This is a genomic window from Bradyrhizobium sp. STM 3843 (assembly GCF_000239815.1).
GTDB lineage: Bacteria > Pseudomonadota > Alphaproteobacteria > Rhizobiales > Xanthobacteraceae > Bradyrhizobium.
On sequence record NZ_CAFK01000194.1, the window covers coordinates 1 to 16,374 of the forward strand.

At 64.5% G+C, this 16,374-nt stretch carries 15 protein-coding genes; 7 read left to right on the forward strand and 8 right to left on the reverse strand.

The window, feature by feature from the left end; translation table 11 throughout:
- Nucleotides 1–460: 460 nt before the first annotated feature.
- On the reverse strand, nucleotides 461–1,537 hold the full coding sequence (locus BRAS3843_RS20360) for a YihY/virulence factor BrkB family protein (RefSeq protein ID WP_035982315.1): 1,077 nt from the start codon (nucleotides 1,535–1,537) through the stop codon (nucleotides 461–463).
- A 320-nt stretch (nucleotides 1,538–1,857) separates the two neighbouring features.
- On the opposite strand from BRAS3843_RS20360, the gene BRAS3843_RS20365 reads away from it, so the two are divergent.
- A complete protein-coding gene (locus BRAS3843_RS20365) occupies nucleotides 1,858–2,118 on the forward strand; it encodes a DUF3551 domain-containing protein (RefSeq protein ID WP_008970904.1) in 261 nt (86 codons plus the stop codon).
- A gap of 19 nt (nucleotides 2,119–2,137) precedes the next feature.
- Here BRAS3843_RS20365 and BRAS3843_RS20370 read toward each other — a convergent pair whose 3' ends face one another.
- On the reverse strand, nucleotides 2,138–2,698 hold the full coding sequence (locus BRAS3843_RS20370; RefSeq protein WP_008970905.1) for a carboxymuconolactone decarboxylase family protein: 561 nt from the start codon (nucleotides 2,696–2,698) through the stop codon (nucleotides 2,138–2,140).
- Between the two features lie 431 nt (nucleotides 2,699–3,129).
- Here BRAS3843_RS20370 and BRAS3843_RS20375 point away from each other — a divergent pair, with 431 nt between their 5' ends.
- The 5 genes from BRAS3843_RS20375 (at nucleotide 3,130) to BRAS3843_RS20390 (ending at nucleotide 7,790) form a co-directional block, all read left to right on the forward strand.
- The gene (locus tag BRAS3843_RS20375; RefSeq protein ID WP_244425420.1) at nucleotides 3,130–5,256 is read left to right on the forward strand and encodes a TonB-dependent siderophore receptor; all 2,127 of its coding nucleotides are present in this window, start codon (nucleotides 3,130–3,132) and stop codon (nucleotides 5,254–5,256) included.
- A complete protein-coding gene (locus tag BRAS3843_RS41620; RefSeq protein WP_008970908.1) occupies nucleotides 5,253–5,426 on the forward strand; it encodes a hypothetical protein in 174 nt (57 codons plus the stop codon). The genes BRAS3843_RS20375 and BRAS3843_RS41620 overlap by 4 nt, the downstream gene beginning before the upstream one ends.
- Nucleotides 5,423–6,631, forward strand: coding sequence for a PepSY-associated TM helix domain-containing protein (locus BRAS3843_RS20380; protein ID WP_008970909.1), 1,209 nt, complete (start codon nucleotides 5,423–5,425; stop codon nucleotides 6,629–6,631). The genes BRAS3843_RS41620 and BRAS3843_RS20380 overlap by 4 nt, the downstream gene beginning before the upstream one ends.
- Before the next feature lie 331 nt (nucleotides 6,632–6,962).
- Entirely contained in the window at nucleotides 6,963–7,247 is a 285-nt protein-coding gene (locus BRAS3843_RS20385) for a hypothetical protein (protein WP_008970910.1), read from the forward strand.
- A gap of 105 nt (nucleotides 7,248–7,352) precedes the next feature.
- The gene (locus BRAS3843_RS20390; protein ID WP_008970911.1) at nucleotides 7,353–7,790 is read left to right on the forward strand and encodes a hypothetical protein; all 438 of its coding nucleotides are present in this window, start codon (nucleotides 7,353–7,355) and stop codon (nucleotides 7,788–7,790) included.
- A 148-nt stretch (nucleotides 7,791–7,938) separates the two neighbouring features.
- Here the strand turns inward: BRAS3843_RS20390 and BRAS3843_RS20395 are convergent, their stop codons facing one another.
- From BRAS3843_RS20395 to BRAS3843_RS20420, 6 genes are all read right to left on the reverse strand, one after another.
- The gene (locus BRAS3843_RS20395) at nucleotides 7,939–8,499 is read right to left on the reverse strand and encodes an NYN domain-containing protein (RefSeq protein ID WP_008970912.1); all 561 of its coding nucleotides are present in this window, start codon (nucleotides 8,497–8,499) and stop codon (nucleotides 7,939–7,941) included.
- A 103-nt stretch (nucleotides 8,500–8,602) separates the two neighbouring features.
- On the reverse strand, nucleotides 8,603–8,887 hold the full coding sequence (locus BRAS3843_RS20400) for a DUF3551 domain-containing protein (protein ID WP_008970913.1): 285 nt from the start codon (nucleotides 8,885–8,887) through the stop codon (nucleotides 8,603–8,605).
- 151 nt (nucleotides 8,888–9,038) lie between these two features.
- Nucleotides 9,039–9,968 (reverse strand): LysR family transcriptional regulator, encoded by a 930-nt coding sequence (locus BRAS3843_RS41625; RefSeq protein ID WP_008970914.1) that lies wholly within the window; start codon nucleotides 9,966–9,968, stop codon nucleotides 9,039–9,041.
- Between the two features lie 15 nt (nucleotides 9,969–9,983).
- On the reverse strand, nucleotides 9,984–13,088 hold the full coding sequence (locus tag BRAS3843_RS20410; protein WP_008970915.1) for an efflux RND transporter permease subunit: 3,105 nt from the start codon (nucleotides 13,086–13,088) through the stop codon (nucleotides 9,984–9,986).
- On the reverse strand, nucleotides 13,085–14,146 hold the full coding sequence (locus BRAS3843_RS20415) for an efflux RND transporter periplasmic adaptor subunit (RefSeq protein ID WP_244425422.1): 1,062 nt from the start codon (nucleotides 14,144–14,146) through the stop codon (nucleotides 13,085–13,087). The genes BRAS3843_RS20410 and BRAS3843_RS20415 overlap by 4 nt, the downstream gene beginning before the upstream one ends.
- Before the next feature lie 11 nt (nucleotides 14,147–14,157).
- Nucleotides 14,158–15,258: an efflux RND transporter periplasmic adaptor subunit gene (locus BRAS3843_RS20420; protein ID WP_008970917.1), complete on the reverse strand. Its 1,101-nt coding sequence runs from the start codon at nucleotides 15,256–15,258 to the stop codon at nucleotides 14,158–14,160.
- 347 nt (nucleotides 15,259–15,605) lie between these two features.
- Here BRAS3843_RS20420 and BRAS3843_RS20425 point away from each other — a divergent pair, with 347 nt between their 5' ends.
- Nucleotides 15,606–16,295 (forward strand): TetR/AcrR family transcriptional regulator, encoded by a 690-nt coding sequence (locus BRAS3843_RS20425; protein WP_008970919.1) that lies wholly within the window; start codon nucleotides 15,606–15,608, stop codon nucleotides 16,293–16,295.
- Nucleotides 16,296–16,374 lie beyond the last annotated feature (79 nt).

A 16,374-nucleotide genomic window follows, 5' to 3' on the forward strand; every position in this document is an offset into this window, starting at 1 on the left:
CAACAAGAAAAGCAGGCGGCAGTCACCACAGGTTCGGCCGAAGCATCCCGGCCTTCCCCGCGCGGCAGGTTTAACGCTTATACGCGCTCTCCCTGGGGACCGGCTCTCTTGCCCCCATCATCGGCGCGATGCCCTCGCATCGCAAAGCGATGTCGAGTTGCATCGTCGCCAACTTGACGCCAGCACCGGGGCGCCAGGACCACACGCTTTCACGTCCGCAACAAACTGCGCTCGTCATCGCGCAATCCATCGCGGCCACCGCATCCCGCACTCCACGTATCGTGACGACGCGTACGCCCCTCTCGATGAGGCGGGACGGCGCATAATAAGCACAATTTCCGAAAAAACGAAAGAGAAAAATTCTGAAATTCGGCAGCATTGTCGCGATCGCGCTGAACGCGCAGGGAAAATCAGCCGGTCGGCGCGCAGTGGACAGCACCCGTGCGCGTGACTGCGCCGGTCAACTCGCATGCCCAACGGTATCGGCCACGGCGGCACCGCGCGTGCCGAGCGGTTTGGCGGCGCCGGTGGTGGTGTCTCGCGCGGTCTGATGCTCCAATTCCGCATCCAGCTCGGCGCCGATCAGAATGACGGTTGCCGAGATCCAGAGCCAGGTCATGAAGCCGACCACGGCGCCCAGCGAGCCATATGTCGCGTTATAGCTGCCGAAATTGGCCGTGTACCAGGAGAACAGGAGCGATGCGAGGAGCCACAGCGCCGCCGCGAGCGCGCTACCCCAGCTGATCCAGCGCCATTTCGGCTGTTCCCGATCGGGGCCGTAACGGTAGATCAGCGCCAGCGCCAGCGCGATGCAGACAAAAATCGCGGGCCAGCGTCCGAGCCGCAGCAAGGTGTCGGCCGCCCCCGACAGCCCGACATAGTTCAGAACGATAGGGACCACCACGATCGCGCCGAGCGCCAGAAGCGCGAACACGATCGCGCCGACCGTGAACAGCAGCGAGATCGCATTCAGCCTGATGAAGCTGCGCTGCTCGCGTTCGCCATAGACGACGTTGAGGCTGTCGAACAGCGACTTCATCGCCGCGTTCGCACTCCACAAGGAGATCACAAGACTCACAGCGAATGTGAGGCTGAGCGCCTGCGAGCCCTTCGAGGAGACGCGCGTGAGCTGGTCGCGCGCGATATCGATCGCACCACCCGGCATCAGCCCATTCAGTTGCTCCAGATGGGCCGAGATGCTGGCGGGATCTGCGAATAATCCGTAGATCGCGACCAGCGCGGCCAGCGCCGGGAATATCGCCAGAAGACTGTAGAACGTCATTCCGGCGGCAAAGGCGAGGATGCGGTGCTCGCTGAGGTCCTCGTAGAGCCGGACCATAATGTCCTTCCAGCCGCGCGCCGGGATCTCGGATGGCGTGCTGGCCAGACGCCCGCGCCCGGGCTCGAGTCCGCCGCCCGAGCGCCTCTCCTCGCGGCTGCCTTGGCCATCGCGATCGGCGGGCCGCCGATCGATATATTGGACCAGGACCGCGATACCGAGCAGCGCCAGCACACTGCCGACGCCCGGCAGGCGAATGGATTGCGTCGATTGCGCGGGCACGTTCGCGCCGCCGCCGGCGCCAGGCTGTTTCGATCCGCCGAACATGGGACAGGTCCGTCTTGATGCATCAAGCAACCGGAGCAGTCCCGGAATGTTCCGAACCCGCAAAGCAGTCACGTCGTGCGATGCAACGGACCCGATTTTGCGCGCAAACCAGACCGCAACGGTGTCGCAGCTTTGAACGCAGCTCGGCTTGGCCGACACTACAATGAGCCACCATCGCGAGAGACCGCGCGCCAGGAACGGCGTCGCGGCATCCTGCGTTGAAGCATCGCCATACCGACTGGAGACACCCCATGCGCCGCCTGTTACTTGCTACCCTCTCCGCCGTCACCCTCGTTGCCGGCTTTGTCTCGCTCTCGCCTGCCGACGCCGCGCAGGATCGTTACTGCCTGCAAGGGCGCATCTGGGGCTACCCCGGCAACTGTCAGTTCTCGACCTACCGACAGTGCCTGGCCTCCGCTTCGGGAACCGAGGCCGGTTGCGGCATCAATCCGGCCTACGCCTATGCGCGCCCGCGCGGCTACTACGGCTATCCCCGCGGCTATTACCGCTGAGAGCCCGGCATGGCCGGTATCAATCCGGCACAGGCACGTCGAACGTGTTCAATGTGACCGAGACCATGCAATAGACCCCGACGAGATAGGACAGTTCGGCCGCGCCATGGACGCCGAACTGTTCGACCGCCGCGCGGTAGGTGAGTTCGGGGAGCACGCCGCCATTGACCAGGGCCGAGGCGACATCGTAGGCGACGGCCTCCTGCTTGGTGAGGTCGACCGGCCGCTGGCCGGCAACGATCGTGGACAGTTTCTCGTCGGTCAATCCGCGCTGCTCGGCGACCAGGACATGGGCGTAAAGCTCATAGGCTGAGCGGAAATGCGAACCGGTCACCAGGATCGCGACCTCGCGTACCGCGGCCGGCAAGGATGGCGCCGAGGCCACCGCCTTCACCAGCTCCCAGACCGGCTTTCCGAATTTCGGTTCGCGCAGCCACGGATTCCAGGGCCCAAGCAGCGCGCCGTCGTCGCGCAGGTTGACGAAACCCCTGAAGTGATCCTGCATGCCCTTCTTCATGTCTTCATAGAGGGGCTTCTGCTCGTCGTTGAGTTCGGCCGGGCTGACAATCGGTAGACGCATGATCGCTCTCCTGTTGAGGCGTTGAAGCTGACGGCAATTGCACGCGCAGGCAAGTGAAGTTCCCGTGACGCTTGCGCGGCGCGCGGCCGGCCTGCGTGGCATCGATGCGAGCACGATCGGCGATCCCTGGCGCTGTTAGAGGGATTCAAGTCCGGGTGACGTTCTCATCAGCAGCGATGGCTGATAGAGGCAGCGCGTGGTTTCGCTGGACTTGGAAGTGACTTGAAGTGACGACGAAGAAGAATTGCCGGCGCGGCGCACGACGCGCTCAAGCCGGCAAGCACCGCCTGAATGTTCTGGCAGGCACCGTAGTGCTGTTGGCTGATGCCCTCTCCTCCACAACGAGCGCAAGCGCGCAAGCAGCCTTGCCCCCGGTGACGGTGGAAGCGCCGGCTCCGAAGCGGAAGCTCCCGCGCCCAGCTGATTCGCCGATGCGCCAGGCGCGCATATCGGCGCAGCGTCAGCAAGCTCGCACCACGCCGGCACCGCAGCCGACGCCGTCCGAGCGCGCAGCCGCTGCGGCCGCGGCCCTCACGGAGGCCAAGCTCGGCTATCGGGCGATGCCGAGCGCAACCACGCTCCGCGGCAGCACCTCGCCGCTGGACAGCTCGCAATCGGTCAATGTGGTGCCCGCGCAGGTGCTGAAGGATCAGATGCCGCGCAATCTCGACGATGCGCTCGTCAACGTCAGCGGCATCACCCAGACCAATACGCTTGCCGGCACTCAGGATGCCGTGCTCCGGCGCGGCTTCGGCGACAACCGCGACGGCTCGATCGTGCGCAATGGCATGCCGCTGGTGCAGGGCCGCAGCCTGACCGCCGCGGTCGAGAGCGTCGAGGTGCTGAAGGGACCGGCCTCGCTGCTCTATGGCATCATGGATCCCGGCGGCATCGTCAACACCATTAGCAAGCGCCCGGAGCTCTATCAGCACGGCTCGATCACGCTGCTCGGCTCGGCCTATGCCAACAATCGAACCGGCTCAGACGGCACGCTGGACATCACCGGGCCGATCGGCGATGGCGGCCTCGCCTATCGCTTCATCGGCTATGGCGTCAGCGAGGATTACTGGCGCAATTTTGGCCGTCACCGCGAAATGCTGGTGGCGCCGTCGCTGGCCTGGTACGGCGATACGACGGCGGTCCAGCTCAGTTACGAGCATCGCGAGTTCATCACTCCGTTCGACCGCGGTACCGCCTTCGTCAACGGCGCGCCGCTGGCGATCCCGGCCACGCGGCGGCTCGACGAGCCGTTCAACAACATGTGGGGCAATTCCGACCTGATGCAGGCTTCGGTCGAGCAGAAGCTCGACGACGTCTGGAAGGTCACGGCGGCCTACGGCTACAACACCGAGACCTTCAGCGCCAATCAGCTCCGTGTCACCGGCGTGAACGCCAAGACGGGTGTCGAGACCCGCAGCGACGACGGCACGCACAACTCGCTCAGCAATGTCAGCCACGGCACGTCCTACCTGCAGGGTGACGTCTGGCTCGGCGGTCTGCGCAACGAGGTGCTGTTCGGCGGCGACGCGCAATATCGCACGATCTATCGCCAGGACCTGATCCGGCAGGCAACGCCCAGCTTCAATGTCTACAACCCGGTGTATGGGCTGGTCCAGCCGGGCACGACGGTGTCAGCCGCCGACAGCGACCAGACCGACAAGCTCGGCACCCGCTCCTTTTTCTATCAGGACACGGTGCACCTGACCAACTGGTTTGCCCTCGTCGGCGGCGTGCGCTGGATGCAATATGAGCAGCTCGCCGGCAAGGGCCGCCCCTTCGTCGCCAACACCAATCTCTCCGGCGACAAGCTGCTGCCGCTCGGCGGCGTGATCGTCAAGCTGAGCGACGAGCTCTCCTACTACGTGAGCTATACGCAATCGCTGAAACCGACGTCGACCATCGCAGCGTTCAATTCCGCGCTGACGAATTTCGTGGTGACCTCGGCCATCGCCCCCGAAGAAGGAACGCAGTGGGAGACCGGCCTGAAATTCGATCTCGACAAGCGGCTGTCCGGCACCTTGGCGTTCTACGACATCGACAAGAAGAACGTGCTGGTGACGCAGCTCAACACCGCGACCGGCCTCAACGAGGCCCACGCCGCCGGCAAGGTGCGCTCACGCGGTGTCGAACTCGACGTCACCGGCCGGCTGTCCGACCATTGGAGCATGATCGGCAGCTATGGCTACACCGATGCGCGCGTGGTCGACGACCCGACACTTGTCGGCAACAAGCTGCAGAACGCGGCGATGAACACGGCCTCGCTCTATCTCGTCTATGATTTCGGCACCACCCTGCCCGGCCGTCTCCGACTCGGTGGTGGCGCGCATTATGTCGGCGACCGGGCCGGCGATGCCGCCAACAGCTTCGTGCTGCCGGCCTATACGGTTGCAGATATCTTTGCGACTTATGAGACCAAATACGACAATCTGCCGGTGGTCTATCAGTTCAACGTCAAGAACCTGTTCGACAAGGTCTATTACCCGTCCGCCAACAGCGTCCTGAACGTGGCGCTCGGCGATGCGCGTCGCCTGTCGCTGTCGGCAACGGTGAAGTTTTGACGCGCGACGAAGGACACGCGCAAAGCTGGAGCTATTACAAACTGGACAGCGTCGGATCGGGTGGCGACCCGGACGTCACGCCGTTATGGTGCGCCGCGCTGCTCGGTCATCAGCGCGGCGAAACTCGCAATGCCGATATCTCCACTGCCGCCAATCCTCCCGGTTCATGATCAAGTCCGCCGTCAAATCCGTATTGTTGGAACTCCACTCCATCATTGGTCTCCTCCTCTCGCTCGTGCTGGCGGTGATCGGGATCACCGGCGCGATCATGAGTTTCGAGGATGAGATCCAGGCCAGCCTGAATGCCGCGATGACCCAGGTCGAGGCCCGCGCGACACTGAGGCTGGCGCCGGACGAGCTCGTGACGCGGCTGCAGGCGGAGCACGGCTTCGGCAAAGTGGCGGGGATGACGATGTCGAGCGATCCGGCCGCCGCGGTGCGCGTCCGCTTTGCCCGCAGCGCGGATCGTGCCCGGCCGTCCTCGGTCTATGTCGACCCCTATGATGCGCGCCTGCTCGGCACGCCACACGGCGAGGAGTTCTTCGCCACGGTGCGCCGGCTGCATCGGTGGCTGCTGATCCCCGGCGATGGCAACAGCTATGGCCGACAGATCACCGGGATCGCGGTGCTCGGCCTGGTCGCGCTGATGATCTCGGGGCTGGTGCTGCGCTGGCCGCACCGCGCCACCAGCATCAAGCTGTGGCTGAAGCCCAATCTGGCCTTGAGCGGACGCGGCCTGCATCGCTCGCTGCACACGGTCATCGGCACCTGGGTGCTGCCGATCTATCTGGTGATGGCGCTGACCGGCCTGTGGTATTCGTTCGACTGGTACAAGAGCGGCGCAACATGGCTGCTGTCGCGACCCGGCGCAGCCGCTGCGACGATGGCGCGGCAGCCGCCGCGCACCACACGCACGAGCGACGGCAGGGTTAGTATCAAGAGCGAGGAGAGGCCGGAGGGCGCGCCGATCAGCCTCGATCGTGCGTGGGAGGCGTTTCTGCACGCGCAAGGCGACCGCTACGCCAGCGCGCAGCTGATCCTGCCGCAAGGTGCCGGCACGGTCGTCCGCATCCGATCATGGCCGCATGGCGCTGCTGACGGCGCGCGCGATGAATTTCGCATCGATGCCGCGGCCGGTCAGATCGTCACCTCGGAGCTCTATGCGGACAAGACCACCCGCGAGCGCATCCTGGCCCGCGTGCTCGACATTCACCGCGGCAGCGTCCTCGGCTGGCCGGGCAAGCTCCTGTTCATGCTGGCGGCGGCCATGATGCCGCTGTTCGTCGTCACCGGCCTCCTGCTCTATCTGTCGCGCCGCCGCCACCGGCGCCTGGTCCGGGCAGCGCCACGGCCGAGCCTCGTTCCCGGCGAATGAGCGCGCGCTGGCGGGACAACTGCGCTCGCACGGATCAGACCTCGCTGATCCGATAATCTGAGCCCGCTCGGCCGCCGGCCTCGCGTCCTGCCCAAGCTGCCCAGCCATGTCTCTGCCCGCCCGCGCGGCCTGCGGGTCGCCCCCCGATCCCTGGGATGATTGGGCGCCACCGGCCATGGAGGCAGCCTTGCGCGCATTTATCCATGCGCAGCATCAAACAATGCTCCCGCGCAAACGAATAGCTGCCCGGCACTCTGCACGTTGACAGGCCGTATCGGCTCAATTATTAAACTATACCGTATAGTTTGACATTGAAGGCGAAGAGGACGTGATGACCATATCGAAATACAGCCTTGCGGGAATCATACTGGCTGCGGCCTGCATCTGCGGACAGCCGGCCATGGCCCAGGAGGATGATGGCGAGAATCGCGGCACGCCGGAGCAGCAAGCGGCGTGCACGCCGGACGCATTCCGGCTCTGCAGCTATGACATTCCCGATGCCGGCCGGGTCGAAGCCTGCCTGCGGCAGCACAAGGCGGCTCTGAGCAATGCCTGCAGGTCGGCATTCGACGGACGTGCGGCGACGGCCTCGATCAGAGGACATGAGCGCAGATAGCGTGCGCAAATCATTACCTACGACAGTCAGGGCTGCCGCAGGCGCGGGCCATTCCGGCACGGTGCTCTCGCCTGACAGGCGCCGGAAGAGCGGAGGAGAACGAGCATGAACACCATCTACGTCCCAGCCCTGGCCGCCTTCGGAGGATCGGCTTTCGGTGCGATCTCGAGCATCATCACCAATTGGGCGGCCGAGCGCCGCAAGAACCGCGTCCGCCGCCATTCGCGGTCAGCCGCCAAACGCGAAAAGCTGTACAAGAGCTTCATCGGGGAAGCTTCGCGGCTCTATGCCGACGCGCTGGTCAGCGACGGCTATGAGATTTCGACACTGGTCGACATGTATGCGCTGATCGGACAGATGAAGATTCTGTCGAGTGACGAAGTAATCGCCGCCGCCGAGAAGGTCGCTACCCTGATCATCGAGACCTATGTCTCGCCCAACCGATCCTTCGCCGACGTGCCGGGCTTCGTCAGGGAGGTCGATCCGCTGCGTGACTTCAGCGACGCCTGCCGGCGCGAATTGCAGCTCGCGGGCTCGGACTAGGCCTCCGCCTGCGCTTCGAAGCATGGCGAAAGCCGGGGTGGGACGCATCCCGACTTTTGCTTGTGCGGTAAGCTTGCGCGGCTTTCATGATCTCCTGCCACGCGCCGCGGACCCGGTGGCGCTCGCACCGTCTGCTGCGGGGATCCGGTCAGGCTTGGCCGACCGCGGTCCGGATACGTTCCACAGGGCTACGGCCGATTCTCGGCTGCAACTGCTTGAGGTCGAGGAATTCGTCGGCCTGGCGGCGCAGCTCGTCCGCCACCATCGCGGGCTGGCAGGCGATCGACGAGACGACGGTCACGCGGACGCCCCGACGCTGCACCGCTTCGATCAGCGAGCGAAAGTCGCCGTCGCCGGACAACAGCACCATCTCGTCAATATGTGCCGCGAGCTCCATGGCATTGACCGCAAGCTCGATGTCCATGTTGGACTTCACCCTGCGCCGCCCGTTGGCGTCGATATATTCCTTGGTCGGCTTGGTCACGACCGTATAGCCGTTGTAGTCCAACCAGTCGACCAGGGGCCGGATCGACGAATATTCCTGATCCTCGATTACGGTCGTGTAGTAGCACGCGCGCATGAGCTGCCCGCGGCCCTCGAATTCCCGAAGCAGCCGGCTGTAGTCGATATCAAAGCCGAGGGCTCTGGAGGTCGCGTAGAGATTGGGGCCATCGATGAAGATTGCGACCTTGTTGGTGCGAAATGACATGATTGATCAGTGAGCTGAACTGGGCTGAATGAAACGAAACTCAAATTGCAGTCGGCTGAGGGTTCTGGCGGCGCCGCGCGCCAGAACCCGCAAGATTTTGGCGTCAGTCGGCGTGATGACGGTGCGAACGGACGTGGGCCTTCGGCGCGTAAGCCAGGACCGTGCGGGCAGCGCTGGTATCCCCGAGGAACGGGTTGCGGAAGCAGCTGCCGCCGCGGCCGGCGACGGTCGAGAAGCACTGCTCTGCGGTGTCGAAGCTGCAGACCCGCGTGCCGCCCGAATAGTCCTGGCGGCAGTACTCGTAGTCCTTGGCCGCGGCCGGTTGCACGAAAAGGGCTGCGCCGGCGAGTGCGGCGGCAATCGCGCTGAAGGTGATCATCTTGCTCATATTGCTCTCCGTGATGCTGGTCTCTGGTGAAGGAGACGGATGGAGAGCTAGCGCGATCTCCTGAACTGAAAAACCAGGCGCGGCGCGAAAGACTGTCACGTGATACGAGCCAATCCGCCGTGTCCTGACGGTCAGTCGCGTGCTACACGAACTATATGATCACCTCTTCGGAAGACGCCGACAGCGTCGTACGCATCTGGCGCACTTGTTCGATGACGAAGTCCATGACGAGGCGGGTGCGCGGCGCCAGATGCCGGCGCGACGAGTAGACCAGGCTGAACGGCACCCCCGGCGCTGGATGGTCGCTCAGGACGCGCACCAGCTCGCCTTTGCGGAGGTCGTCGACGACCTGGACCAGCGGCAGGAAGGCGATGCCGTAACCGGTACGTGCGGCAAGGTGGACCGCGACGGTATCGTTCGCGAGGATCGCGCCGGACACTCGGACATCCTGTACGCCATGCGGCCCGGCAAAGGTCCAGGTATCCGAATCGGGGCCGACGTCGTGGACGATGCAGGTGTGGCGTCCGAGCTCCTGCGGGTTTGCAGGCTGCCCGTGCCGCGCGATGTAGCTCGGCGCGGCGACAGCCACGCGTGCCGCGATCCCGACCCGGCGCGCGATCACCGAGGTATCAGTGATCTCGCCGACCCGCATCGCCAGATCGAGCCGGTCTTCGATCATGTCACCAAACCGGTCGCTGACCACGAGTTCAACCTTGAGCCCGGGATGGGTCGCCAACAGATCCGGCAGCCGCGGCGCGATGAAATGACTGGCGGCCACCATGAGCCCGACCCGCACCAGCCCGACCGGCGATGCGCTCTGTTGCCCGAGCGCAGCCTCGATGGTCTCGATGCCTTGCAACACCGGCTTGGCGAGACCAAGCAGCATCTGTCCATCGTCGGTCAGGCTGAGCTTGCGTGTCGTTCGGTGCAGCAGGCGCACGCCGAAATGCTGCTCCAGATAGGAGATCTGGCGCGCCACCGCCGCCTTGCTGACGTCGCGCTCGCGCGCCACGGCGGAAAACGAGCCGGTCTCCGTGACCCGGACCAATGATGCCAGCGCGTCGACGAGATCCATCGCCATGTCAGCACCAACGGATCAGGCCGCAGCCGGCGCGGCATGGACGGCCGCGACGACGGGCCCGGTCGCCGTTTCATCATGCGGCTCCTCCTTGATCCGGAACCACGCCACATAGAGCGCCGGCAGGAACAAGAGCGTGAGCAGCGTGCCGACGATGATGCCGCCCATCATCGCATAGGCCATCGGCCCCCAGAAGATTTCCCGCGCGATCGGAATCAGCGCGAGACTGGCCGCCGCTGCGGTCAACAGAATCGGCCGCATCCGGTGCTCGGTCGCCTCCACCACTGCATCCCAGGCCGGCCGCCCCTCTTTCTTCAGATCCTCGATCTGGACGATCAGGATCACCGAGTTGCGAACCAGGATGCCGATCAGCGCCAGCACACCAAGGATGGCGACGAAGCCCAGCGGCGCGCCGCTCGGCAGCATCGCCATGACGACGCCGATCAGGGCGAGCGGGGCGACAGCAAACACCAGGAACAGCCGCTGGAAGCTCTGCAGTTGAATCATCAGCACGGTCGCCATGACGAACAGCATTAAGGGCACGACAGCGATGATCGGTGCCTGGCTCTTGGCGCTCTCCTCGACCGAGCCGCCGATCTTCACCCGATAACCGGCCGGCAAGTCCTTGACGAACGCCGCCACCTGCGGCGCCAGCTGATCGACGATCGTCTTCGGCTGCACATTGTCGACGACGCCCGCCTTCAGCGTGATGGTCGGAATCCGCGCGCGCCGCCAGATCGTCGGCTGCTCGATTTCGTAGCGCAAATTGGCGACGGCACCGAGCGGCACCGACTGACCATTCAGCCCGGTCAATTGCAGCCCCCGCAAGGTGTCAATCGAGGCGCGCTCCGGGGCGGTCGCCCGCCCTGTCACGTTGACGAGATAGATGCTGTCGCGCACCTGGGTCACAGGCGAGCCCTCCAGCACCCCGTTCAGGGTGGTGGCGATATCCTGCGAGGTCACGCCGAGCTGACGGGCCTTGTCCTGCAGCACGTCGACCTTGACGACGCGCGCCGGCTCCATCCAGTCGAACACGACGTTGCCGAGATGCGCATTGCTGCGGACGATACCGGCAAGCTTCTGAGAGAACTCCCGGACCTTCGCGATATCCGGTCCGCTGACGCGATACTGCACCGGACGCCCGACCGGCGGGCCGACCTCGAGCAGCTTGACGTAGGTGTCGGTGCCCGGGAAAGTCGTCTTCAGATAGTCCTCGAACTGCGCCTTGGCGCGGTCGCGGGCCTTGATGCCGCCCTTGGTCACGACGACCATCTGGCCGAACCAGGTGTTGGCCGTCTGCACGTCGAACGACAGCACGAAGCGCGGCGCGCCGGTGCCGACATAAGTCGACCAATGCTCGACCGAGTCATTGCCCTGCAGCTGCTCGCGCTCGAACCGCGCCATCTGCGCATTCGTGTCGGCGATCGAGGCATTCTGCGGCAGGTTCCAGTCGATCACCAGCTCGTCGCGGTCCGAGGACGGGAAGAACTGCTGCTGCACGAACTGCAATCCGACCAGCGCCAGGAGGAAGGCACCGACCGTCACTGCAACGGTGCTCCAGCGATGGCGCATGCAGAACAGCAGCAGGCGCGAGAACATCTGCGCCACCCGGCCCTTCCCCTCATGATGGCCTTTCATCTTGGCGGGCAGGATGGTGACGCCGAGCAACGGCGTGAACAGCACCGCGACGATCCACGACACGATCAGCGAGACCGCGATCACCACGAACAGGGTGAAGGTGAACTCGCCGGCATTGCTGCTGTTGAGCCCGATCGGGATGAAGCCGGCAACGGTGACCAGCGTGCCCGTCAGCATCGGAAATGCGGTCGACGTATAGACGTGGGTCGCCGCCTTCTCCAGGGGATCGCCGATCTCGAGCCGCGCCACCATCATCTCGACCGCGATCATGGCGTCGTCGACCAACAGGCCGAGCGCGATGATCAGCGCGCCCAGCGAGATCCGCTGCAGCGAGATGCCGTCATAGGCCATGACGACGAAGGTGATGGCGAGCACGAGCGGAATGGCGATGGCGACCACCAGCCCTGCACGCAATCCCAGGCTGAGAAAGCTGATGCCGAGGACGATGACCACGGCCTCGAACAGCGCCTCGGTGAAGCCCGAGACTGCATGCTCGACGACGACCGGCTGATCGGCGACCTGATGGACGCCGACGCCGATCGGAAGGTCCGCGGTGATCTTCGACATCTCCGCCCGCAGTGCCTCGCCGAAATGCAGCAGGTTGGCGCCGGACTTCATGCCGATCGCGAGCGCGATCGCGGGCTGGCCGTTGAACCTGAACAGCGTCTTCGCCGGATCGACATAGCCGCGCGTGATGGTCGCGACGTCGGTCAGCGGAAAGAAGCGGTCGTTGACCCGCAGATTGACCGCCTTCAGGCTGGCCTCGGACGTGAACGCGCCATTGACGCGAACGCTGATCCGCTCCGGTCCGGCCTGGAACATGCCGGACGGCGTCACCGCGTTCTGCCCCTGCAGGGAGGCCATGATCGACTGAACGTCGAGGCCCAGGGCCGCGACCTTCCGGGTCGAGAATTCGAGATAGATCACCTCGTCCTGCGCGCCCAGAATGTCGACCTTGCCGACATCAGGCACGGTCAGGACCTTGGCGCGGATGTCCTCGACCTGGTCGCGCAGCTGGCGCTGGGTCAAGCCATCGGCGGTGAAGGCATAGACATTGCCGAACACGTCGCCGAAGCGGTCGTTGAATCCCGGCCCGACCACGCCTTGCGGAAAGTCACCCTTGATGTCCGCAATCATGTTGCGGACCCGCGCCCAGGTCGGAGCCACGTCAGCCGCTTTGGTCGTGTCGCGCAGATAGACGAACACGGTGGTCTGGCCGGCGACCGTCACGCTCTTGGTGTAGTCGAGCGATTCCAGCTCCTCGAGCTTCTTCTCGATCCGGTCGGTGACCTGACGCGTCATCTCCTCGGGCGATGCGCCGGGCCACTGCGCCTGGATCACCATGGTCTTGATGGTGAAATCAGGATCTTCCTGCCGCCCAAGCTGGAAATAGGCAAACAGACCTGCCGCCATGAAGGCGATCATGAAATACCAGACGAGCGAACGATGTCCGAGCGCCCAGTCGGAGAGATTGAACGACTTCATGAGTTCTGATCCTGTTGGATGCGGACTTGCTGTCCTTCCTTGAGACTGTGCACGCCGGCGGTCACGATGCGTGCGCCGGGCGCGATTCCGCCGGTGATCCGGATGCCGCCTTCATCAGTGGCGATATCGACCTTGTGCAGCGACACGGTGCTGGCGGCGATGTCGACCACCCAGAGGAAACTGGCACCGTCTTTGGCCAGCACGGCGGTTTCTGGCACGCGAAGAATCGGGCCTTGCTGCTCGCTGAACTTGGCCGTGATGGTGGTGCCGAGACGAAAGCTCGACGGCGGATTGTCGAGCGCGATGCGGACCCGCCAGGTGCGCGTCACCGGATCGGCCTGCGGCGCGATCTCGCGGATCTTGCCTTCGACCTGAACCGAGGGAAGCAGCTGCAGGCCGACCGTGAACGGCAACCCGACCACCAAGGGAAGCGGAAAATCCGCGCCGATATCGACGACAGCTTCCCTCACGTCAGGCCTCGCGACCGTGACCACGCTTTGCCCGGGCGAGACCACCTGTCCGACCTCTGCGCCGACCGCGGTGACGACGCCGGCGAAGTCCGCCTTGAGCTGCGCATAGCCGAGTTGCTCGATCGCCTTGGTCAAACTGGCGCGGTTGCGTGCGACCGACGCCTCGGCACCGGCCCGTGTCTGCTCGGCGTTGTCGACGGTCTGCTTGGTGGTCGCATCGCTGGTGATCAGAGCCCGCTGCCGCTCTTCCGTGGCGCGCGCGTTCTCAAGTTGCGCTTCCGCCTTGGCAAGCTCGGCCTTTGCCGAGCGCACCGCAAGCTCGAGCGCCGTGGCATCGATGGTGCCGACGGTCTGCCCTTCCGTGACGAGGTCTCCGACATTGACCGGGCGCGAGATCAGGCGCCCGAGCACGCGGAAGGCAAGGTCGGTCTTGAACCGGGGCTCGATGACGCCCACGGCGAGCGCGGCATCCGAACGGCTCGGCTCAAGCACCATCGACAGCACTGGCCGCACGGGTTCTGGAGCTTTCGTCTCCTGCTGACAACCAGCCAGCGCCAGTGCCGAGACAAGCAGGCCGGCTGCGTACATCGCACGCCTCATCATGAGCGGTCCCCTTCATAAGTGACGAGCTGGCCTGCGCTCAAAAGCTTGCCCCCATCGATGACGATGCGATCGCCAGCCTGCAGCCCTGCCTTGATCAACACCTCACCAGCCTCATAGCCGGCCACCGTGATCGGCTTCAGCGACGCGGTCCTGGTGGCGGGATCAATGGTCCAAACGGCGGGCTTTGCTCCCGTCGCCATCAAGGCGGTCCAGGGCAGCGCGATCTGTTGCCGGGGCTTGCCCTTTCCGGTCCCGGCAACCGGGCTTCCGAGTGTCATCGCCGGCGGCGGATCCTGGATGGTCACCTTGACACGAATCGTCGCGCTCTTCGCATCGACCGCTGGCGAGATCTCCCTGACATAGCCCGTCGCGGTCACGGTCGGATCGGAGACGAGCGCGAGCGACACGCGATTGCCGTCGAGGTCACCGAAGAAGATCGATTCATAGACGTCGAACACCGCATCGCGCGCCCCGTCCTGCGCCAGCGTGAAGACGGGTTGCGCGGCCTGGACCACCTGCCCCACTTCCAGATTGCGCGCGGTGATCACGCCGGGCGCTTCGGCACGCAGACTGGCGTAGCCGAGCGCGTCCTTCGCCGATCCGAGCTGCGCCTTCGCTGACTCAAGACCCCCTTCGGCGGTTCGCAATCCCTCCTGCGCCTGATCGTAGGTCGGCCGGGTGGTGAAGCCACTGGTGATCAGCGCCTTCTGACGTTCGAAGGTCGCTTTCGCCACCCGCAACTGGGACTCCGCTGCAGCCAGCGCCGCCGTCGCAGCATCGACATCGGCCTGTTGCTCGGCAGGGTCGAGCAAAGCCAGCACCTGCCCGGCCTCGACATGGCTGCCGACCTCCACCAGTCGTGAGATCACCCGCCCGCTGACGCGAAACGAGAGATCGGCGCGGAAACGGGCCTGCACCTCGCCGGTCAATGTGAGCGAGTCCTGCTGGACGCGCGGCTGCACGATCGCCGTGCGAACGAAGGTAGCGCGCACGGCTGGAACGGTCGTGTGATCATTGCAGGCGCTCAGCGTCGCCGTCGACAGCACGACGACGAGCCCACTGAGCCGCCTTGCGAGGGAAGAGAAGCGGTAAGTCATGACACATCCATGGAGTGACACGGGGACGATGCGGCGCCTCCGGCGCCGCGAGAACGGAAGCTTTCGGCAAGCCTGCCGACGGCGGCGCGGCCTGGGGCCTCGGGGCACCGCGCAGGCTCGGGCGACCAAATCCTATCCCCCGCTACCGGGAGAACCTGGCTGAACAGGACCACGATAATCTCCTCAACGCCCTTCGGCGGGCCGGCGATGCTCTCCAGCGCTTGAAGTCGGAGGATCGCCGCACTTGAATTATCAAACTACACTGTTTATTTTCTTTTCATCGAAGCCGGCGCGTGTCAAGTGAATTTCTGCGCGCTGCAGCAAAACCTGAAGGAGGAGATCGGAGAATGGCGAAGACCAACGAGCCCAAGCTCGGCCGCCCACCCAAAGATCTGGCCGGCAAGGTTCGGGAGCGGATTCTCGATGCCGCCGAACAGCTGTTTCTGGAAAGGGGCTTTCGCAGCACCAGCATCGACGAGATCGCGGAAAGAGCCCCCGCAAGCAAGCCTACGATCTACGCGCATTTCCCTGGTAAGGAAGCACTGTTCACAGCGGTCATCGGCCGCGCGATTGCCAAACTGACGGATTTCGACGGCTTCGTGCCGCAGGGTCAATCGACCGAGGACAAGCTGGTCGCGCTCGGCACGGAGATCGTGGAGCGATTTTTCGCCGATACGGTGGACCTGATACGCGCCATGATCGCCGAGGCACAGCGCTTCCCCGGACTGAGCCGAGATCTGCATGATGCCGCACAAAGGCGTGTTGCCGGTGTGGTTTCGGAGTTCCTGGGCGACGCGACACAGGCGACAGCATGTGCAGCAAAGGTGCGGCTCGACGGCAGCCACAAGCTCGCGATCGCGCAGCTTTTCGTGGATATCATCGTGCTTCCGATGCTGATGAGATCGCTGCTCGGCGCGGAACCGAAGGACCTCAACAGAGAGCTGCCGCCCTTCCTGCATGAGCGGGTCCGCTTCTTTCTTGCAGCTTGCGAGTCGCTCGGGGCGCAGGATGGACCGGAACGACTCGCCCTGCCCTGATGGCAACACTTGCAGCCGATCTGGCGACAGGTTTGCCCGCCGAGGGCAAGAGACCACCATCTAGCTTATAATTAGCTCG